Annotated in this window: 1 protein-coding gene; it reads left to right on the forward strand. The window is 58.9% G+C overall.

The window, feature by feature from the left end:
* A partial coding sequence (locus SB753_RS35095) for a DUF2147 domain-containing protein (protein WP_410804656.1) occupies positions 1-132 on the forward strand: 132 nt, incomplete at its 5' end.
* Between the last annotated feature and the right edge of the window lie 267 nt (positions 133-399).

Consider the following 399-nt stretch of genomic DNA (forward strand, 5'->3'; position numbering starts at 1 on the left):
CTCGACCCGGAAAACGGCAAACTCTACAAGTGCAAGATGCACCTGGAAGACGGCGGGAACAAGCTGGTGGTGCGCGGGTATATTGGCGTGTCGCTGCTCGGGCGCTCGCAAACGTGGGTTCGTCAGCAGTAGCGAAGACGCGCTAACCCGGCGCGCGAGCGAAAAAAGAAAACGGCCGACGAGATGATCGTTCGGCCGTTTTTTCTACGTGATGTCGCGTGATTTGAATCGTCATGCAGCGTGTTTGAAGGGCGACGTGAAAGCAAACGGAGACGACGGCAACGGATTGACCGGCGGCGGGGTATATACCGCAGGGGCCACCGGAGCCGGCGCTTTCTGCGCTGCAGCGACGTTTTTCTTTTCCGCGCTCAGATGCGTGCGCATGCGTGCTTCCATCAT

It is taken from the genome of Paraburkholderia sp. SIMBA_053 (assembly GCF_046534895.1).
GTDB classification, from domain to species: Bacteria; Pseudomonadota; Gammaproteobacteria; order Burkholderiales; family Burkholderiaceae; genus Paraburkholderia; species Paraburkholderia caledonica.